Source organism: Ideonella sp., from assembly GCF_041918995.1.
Taxonomy (GTDB): Bacteria; Pseudomonadota; Gammaproteobacteria; order Burkholderiales; family Burkholderiaceae_C; genus Ideonella.
The window spans coordinates 1-6,078 of the sequence record NZ_JAYRUN010000031.1 but is presented as its reverse complement, the minus strand read 5'-3'; the positions used below and the strand labels follow the sequence as shown (position 1 = coordinate 6,078).

Annotated in this window: 7 protein-coding genes and 1 pseudogene; 5 read left to right on the top strand and 3 right to left on the bottom strand. The window is 73.8% G+C overall.

Annotation, left to right across the window (positions count from 1 at the left end; translation table 11 throughout):
* Positions 1-980 (top strand): hypothetical protein (locus tag ACE3UN_RS18810; RefSeq protein ID WP_374676529.1); only part of this gene is annotated, 980 nt, incomplete at its 5' end.
* A 10-nt stretch (positions 981-990) separates the two neighbouring features.
* On the opposite strand, the gene ACE3UN_RS18805 is transcribed toward ACE3UN_RS18810, so the two are convergent.
* Positions 991-1,632 (bottom strand): LysE/ArgO family amino acid transporter, encoded by a 642-nt coding sequence (locus ACE3UN_RS18805; protein WP_374676528.1) that lies wholly within the window; start codon positions 1,630-1,632, stop codon positions 991-993.
* A gap of 94 nt (positions 1,633-1,726) precedes the next feature.
* On the opposite strand from ACE3UN_RS18805, the gene ACE3UN_RS18800 reads away from it, so the two are divergent.
* The gene (locus tag ACE3UN_RS18800; RefSeq protein ID WP_374676527.1) at positions 1,727-2,200 is read left to right on the top strand and encodes an Lrp/AsnC family transcriptional regulator; all 474 of its coding nucleotides are present in this window, start codon (positions 1,727-1,729) and stop codon (positions 2,198-2,200) included.
* A 107-nt stretch (positions 2,201-2,307) separates the two neighbouring features.
* Complete coding sequence (locus tag ACE3UN_RS18795; RefSeq protein WP_374676526.1) at positions 2,308-2,613, top strand: hypothetical protein; 306 nt, start codon at positions 2,308-2,310, stop codon at positions 2,611-2,613.
* Here the strand turns inward: ACE3UN_RS18795 and ACE3UN_RS18790 are convergent.
* A complete protein-coding gene (locus ACE3UN_RS18790) occupies positions 2,499-2,795 on the bottom strand; it encodes a DUF3079 domain-containing protein (protein WP_374676525.1) in 297 nt (98 codons plus the stop codon). The genes ACE3UN_RS18795 and ACE3UN_RS18790 overlap by 115 nt on opposite strands.
* A 77-nt stretch (positions 2,796-2,872) precedes the next feature.
* A complete protein-coding gene (locus ACE3UN_RS18785; protein WP_374676524.1) occupies positions 2,873-3,784 on the bottom strand; it encodes a hypothetical protein in 912 nt (303 codons plus the stop codon).
* A 174-nt stretch (positions 3,785-3,958) separates the two neighbouring features.
* Between ACE3UN_RS18785 and ACE3UN_RS18780 the strand changes: the two genes are divergently transcribed.
* The gene (locus tag ACE3UN_RS18780; protein ID WP_374676523.1) at positions 3,959-5,746 is read left to right on the top strand and encodes an AAA family ATPase; all 1,788 of its coding nucleotides are present in this window, start codon (positions 3,959-3,961) and stop codon (positions 5,744-5,746) included.
* A 14-nt stretch (positions 5,747-5,760) separates the two neighbouring features.
* Positions 5,761-6,078, top strand: a pseudogene (locus tag ACE3UN_RS18775) (hypothetical protein); the annotation flags it as partial.

Genomic DNA, 6,078 nt, shown 5'->3' with positions numbered 1-6,078 from the left:
CTCGAAGCACCGCCATGCGCACCGCCCTGTTCCACCCCGCCGCCCCCCGCCGGCCTGGCAGCCGGCCTGTGCGACGCCCCGCCTGGGCACGCGCGGCGTTCGCCGCCGTGGCCGCCGCGGCGGCCCTGCTCGCGGCCACCAGTGCGGCCGCACAGGACGCCGGCGCCTTGCAGCAGCAGTACCAGACGCTGGCGCCGGCCATGGCGCGCAGCCCCTTCCAGCGCCCCATCGTGCTGGACGCCACGCCCTCGGCCAGCCGGCCCACGGGCGACGTGTACGCGGTGGTGGACCACCCGTTCTCCCGCGTGGCGCAGGCCCTGCAGGGCGGCCACCGCTGGTGCGACATGCTCATCCTGCAGATGAACGTCAAGCGCTGCGTGCCCCGGCAGCGCGCCGGCCGCGACACCCTGGACGTGGCCATCGGCCGCAAGGCCGAGCAGCCGGCGGACGACGCCCACCCCATGCGGTTCCGCCTCAGCGTGCCGGCCGCGCGGCCGGATTACCTGGCCGTGCAGATGGCCTCGCCCGAGGGGCCGCTGGGCACCCGCGACTACCTGCTGCGCCTGCAGGCCGTGCCGCTGGACAACGGCCGCACCTTCCTGCACATGAGCTACGCCTACTCCACCAACCTGGCCGCGCGCCTGGCCACCGACGCCTACCTGGCCACCGCCGGCCGGAACAAGGTGGGCTTCACGGTGGTGGGCCACTCGCCCGACGGCAGGCCCGAGTACGTGCGAGGCGTCCAGGGCATTGCCGAACGCAACACCATGCGCTACTTCCTGGCCATCGACGCCTACCTCGATTCGCTGGCCACGCCGCCGGCGCAGCAGGCCGACCGCCGCCTGAACGACTGGTTCGACGCCACCGAGCGCTACCCCGCCCAGCTGCGCGAGATGGACAAGGCCGAGTACCTGGCCATGAAGCGGCGGGAGATCGCCCTGCAGGTGGCCGCCGCCCGCGGCGACGACGGCTCGCTCTGAGCGGGCCCGCTCAGCGCCCGGAGGCCGGCGTGCCGGGCAGCAGCGACAGGAGCTGCCACAGCGCAAAGCCGGCCAGCACGGCGGCCGACAGGGCGTTGACGGCCCGCTGCCAGCGCATGTCGAAGCGCTCGCGGACCGCGCCCACCGCCGCGGCCAGCAGCAGCCACCACAGGGCCGAGCCCACCAGCACGCCGGCCACCATCACCCACGGCGCCGACACCGGGGCGCGGCCCGCGAGCACGCCGAACACGGCCACGAACGACAGGATGGTGGACGGGTTGGACAAGGTCAGCACGAAGGTGCCGCCCACCATGCGCAGCAGCCTGCCCGCGGCCGGCCGGGTGGCCGCGGCCACGGTGGCGACCGGCGCGCGGGCCGTGCGCCACGCCAGCCACAGCAGGAACGCCGCCCCGGCGAGCGACAGCGCCTGCCGTGCGCCGAGCAGCCAGGCCGTCACGGCGCTCACGCCATAGGCGCCGATGGCGCCGTACACCGCGTCGGCCAGGGCGGCCCCCAGGCCCGTGGCCACGCCGGCCGCCCGGCCGTCCTGCAGCGTGCGCTGGATGGCCAGCACGCCGATCTGGCCCACCGGGGCAGCGATGGACAGGCCGATGAGCAGGGACTGGGCGAACAGCAGCAAGGTGGGCGACATGCGCCCATTGTCGGAAGGCGAAAGCGCCTGTCGCCAGCCACGAACCGGCCCGAAAGGCGGAACTCGCTTTGTTTTTTTCAGGCAAAGTGCCGCCATGGCCGACACCCTCGCTTTGGACGACCGGGCCTGGCGCCTGTTGCAGGCCCTGCAGGCAGACGGGCGGGCACCGCTCAAGACACTGGCCGCCGCCGCCGGCCTGTCCATACCCGCCACCGTGGAGCGCCTGCGGCGCCTGGAGGCGGCCGGCGTGGTGCGTGGTGTGCACGCGGCGCTGGACCCTGCGGCCGCAGGCTACCCGGTGCAGGCCATCGTCGGCATCACCGTGCACCAGCCGGGCAAGCAACCCTTCCTGCAGCGGCTCCAGGCCGCGCCCGAGGTGATCGAGTGCCACCACGTGGCGGGGGCCGACTCGTACCTCATCACGGTGGTCGCCCGCAGCCTGGCGGACCTGGAGGCCTTCCTCGCGTCGGTCAACCCATGGGGCGAGACGCGCACCTCCATCGTCTTCTCCACGCCCATCGCGCGGCGCGGGCTGGTGCCTCCCGCCGACCGCCAGCGCGCGCTGTAGGCGCCGGACTACCGCCGTTTGCGCCGGCCAGGGGCGGCGCCGGCGGGCGGGCACGTCCACCATGGGGGCGTCCCCCACTGTGGCCGCGAGGCCGCCAGGAGCCCACCATGCAACGCGAAACCTCCCCCGACCCGTCCACCACCGGCCCCGTGACCGACGACGCGCTGAGCGAGCGCGGCACCGAGCAGGGCGTGGACCGCATCGATGAAGGCATCCCGGTGGATGCCGACTGGCGCGATCGCGAAGCCACGCCGAGTGGCCACCCGCCGCCGGACGATGGCGACAACGACCAGAGCAGCTACGGCGACGTGGACAGGGTGCGCGACGAAGGCGTGGCCGAGTCGCTCGGCAAGTCCATCTCCGAGCCCGTGCTCGGCAGCGGGGACGTGCGCCCCGATCCCACGGACGCCTGAGCACCCGCCGGATCCACGGGATCCAGCCCCCAGGCGGCCCAGTCGTCGCCGAACAGCTCCACCGGATGCTGGGTGCGGTCCGAGCCGTTGCCGCACTTCATGGCGTCGGCGGCGCAGTAGTCGTCGCACCCCCAGCAGTTGCGCTCGGGGTGCGCCGGTCGAATGGGGAAGCGCTTGGCCATGCCGCGCAGTCTGGACCGGCCGCTGCCTGACCGGCTTGACGCCGGTCAGGCGGAACGGCCGGCCCGCGACCGGCGGCTCAGGGGGCGGTGGCCACGGAAGCCCGTGCCGGCACGATCTTGGCGACCGGATCGTCCTTGGTCGCAGCGCGCACCTGGCTGTCCTGCTTGTCCAGGATGTTCACACCGGCAAAGACCACCACATCGCCGATCTTCGGCACGAACGCGAAGTAGCGGTCGTCTTCGGTCAGCTTGTAGCCAGTGAGCTGGAAGCGGTCCTTCATGAAGGGGAACTGGCCTTCCGCCGCGGACAAGGCGTTGTCATCGCGGGCATACGGCTTCATCACGTCCGCCAGCATGACGCGCACACCCTTGTCGATGCTCGCCTGCACGTTCTCCCGGAGAGCGGCGCCGCCGTTGTCCGTCCAGCTGTTGTCGCCGGCGAGGGGCCGGCTGATCCCGGTGGACACGATGTAGCGCGTGTTCCACAGCGGCTTCTTGTCGGCCCCCAGCAGGGCCGCCTTGAGCACGATGAAGGGGCGCACGTCGTTGTCGCTCACATAGGTGAGCACCAGACCCGGGGTGACGACCAGCTGGGTGCCCGTGCCGGCATCGGCGGTGAACCCGCCGCGCAGCGACTCCTCGGCCACGGCCTGCCGGACGGAGGCCATCAACGGCCCGTCCAGCTTGATCTTGAGCGTGGACTCCACGCCCTTCACGGCGGACTCGCCGGCGCTCTGGTTGGCAGCGTGCGCGACCGCCATGCCGAGCAGGCCGAAGGCCGCCGCGGCGCCATGGCCCTTCTGGTGCCCGGAGATGATGACGTGGCTGTCGGGCACCCGGTACGTGCCGATGGGCAGGTCGCTCCATCCGGACAGCTCCTCCTGCGAGAGCGTCACGGCGACGGGTGCGGACTGGGCCGGCGCGGGCTTGGTCAGTTCGTAGGTGGCGCAGCCGGTGAAACCGGCGGTGGCGAAAAGGGCCGCGATCAACGCGGCTCGACGTGCGATCGAATACAAGGAAGCACTCCCTGGAACAAGTGATACGCCGCGACCCCAAGCCGCGGCGCGCGCAGTCTAGCTAACAGTCAGACACAAAAGGCACAACAAGTCTCAATACTTGTGCCACTGCGGGACCCATTGCACACGGCGCTATGCTTCGCCGCCATGTACGCGAAGTTCTTCGGCCTGAAGCACCCGCCTTTTTCCATCGCGCCGGACCCGCGTTACCTCTTCATGAGCGATCGCCACCGGGAGGCGCTGGCGCACCTGCTGTACGGCCTCAAGGGCGGCGGCGGCTTCGTGCTGCTGACGGGCGAGATCGGCGCGGGCAAGACCACGGTCTGCCGCTGCTTCCTCGATCAGGTGCCGCCGCGCTGCAACGTGGCGTACATCTTCAATCCGCGGCTCACGGTGCCGGAACTGCTGCAGACCATCTGCGAGGAGTTCCGCATTCCCGTGCCGACGGGCGTGGACCCGGCCGCGCGCAGCCCCAAGGCCTGGACCGACGCCCTCAACGAGTTCCTGCTGCGCACGCACGCGGTGGGCCAGATCAACGTGCTCATCATCGACGAGGCGCAGAACCTCGCGCCCGACGTGCTGGAGCAGCTGCGCCTGCTGACCAACCTGGAGACCACCGAGCGCAAGCTGCTGCAGATCATCCTCATCGGCCAACCGGAGCTGCGCGACATGCTGGCCCACCCCGAGCTGGAGCAGCTGGCGCAGCGGGTGATCGCGCGCTACCACCTGGGGCCCCTGGACGAGGCGGACACCGGCCGCTACGTGCTGCACCGCCTGGGCGTGGCCGGGTCCGCCGGCAGCTCGCCCTTCGACAAGGCGGCGCTGCGGCGCATCCATCAGTTGTCGCGCGGTGTGCCGAGGCGCATCAACCTGCTGTGCGACCGCGCGCTGCTGGGCGGCTACGCCACCGGACGGCCGCAGATCGGCGCCGACATCGTGGAGAAGGCCGCCGCGGAGGTGTTCAGCCCACGCGCGGGGCGCGCGACCCCCGGGCCGCGCGACGGCTGGCGACGCCTGCTGCCCTGGGCCGGCGGTGCCCTGGCCGGCGGCGTGGCCGCGTCACTGGCCGTGGCACTCTGGCCCCCGTCGGGTGAGGCGCCGGCGCCGGCCCCCACGGCGGCGGCGGCCGCGCCCGCTCCGGCCATCTCCACCCCGGCGTCCGCGGCGTGGCGTGCCTCGGGCCCGGTGACCGCCGCCCCCCGCGCGGCGGCGGTGCTGGCGCCGGCCGCCCTGCGCGCGACCTGGACGACCGCCGGCACCGACGAGGCGGGCGCCTGGCGCGAGCTGGCCCGTGCCTGGCAGCTCGACCTGCCCGCCGCCGGCGACCCCTGCGTGCTGGCGACCCGCGCCGGCGTGCCGTGCTACCGCAGCGCCAGCAGCCTGGCCGAGGTGCGACAGCTCGACCGCCCGGGCGTGGTGGTGCTCTATGACGATCAGGCCCGGCCTTACCACGTGCTGCTGGTGGCGCTGGACGACGAACGCGCCACCTTGCGCCGCGACGGGCGGGACGTGACCGTGGCGCTGGCGTCGCTGGGCGCCGCATGGCGGGGTGAGTACGGCACGCTGTGGCGGGCGCCTCCCGGCTATGCCGGGCCGGCCAGCCTGCAGTCGCCGCAGCACCCGGCGAGCGGCTGGCTGCGCGCGCGGCTGGACCGGGCCGCGCCGGTGGCCGGCGCCCCGGTCGCGGCGGGCCCGCAGGCGCTGGCGGCCCGCGTGGCGGCGTTCCAGGTCACCCATGGCCTGCCGCCGGACGGCGTGGCGGGCCCGCTGACGCTGATGCAGCTCAACCGGGCCACCGCGGTGGAGGAGCCGCGGCTGGTCGAACCCGAGGTGCCACCGTCCCCCGCCCCCGCGACCATGCCCACGCCCGCGTCGGCGACCGCCCCCGCCTCCCCGGCCGCCCCCCTGGCCGCCGCGCCGGCCACGGCCGGCTGAACCGCTGCCTTGCCATGTCCTACATCCTCGACGCACTGAAACGGGCCGACGCCGAGCGGGAACGTGGCCGCGTGCCGGGGCTGCACGCCCAGAGCGCCGCCACGCCGTCGCCGGCCAGCGTGCCGGCCCCGCGCACTGCCACGCGGCTCGCCTGGACCGCAGCGGGCGGGGTGCTGCTCATGGCCGTGGCGGCACTGGCCTGGCGGCTGGGCGCCGACACCGGCGCGCCGGCCGAGGCGGCAGCGCCTGCCCGGCCCATCGCCTCACCGGCACCCGGGCCCACGCCCTCCACCACAGACGCCAGCCCAGCTGCCCGAGCCGCCACGGCCGCC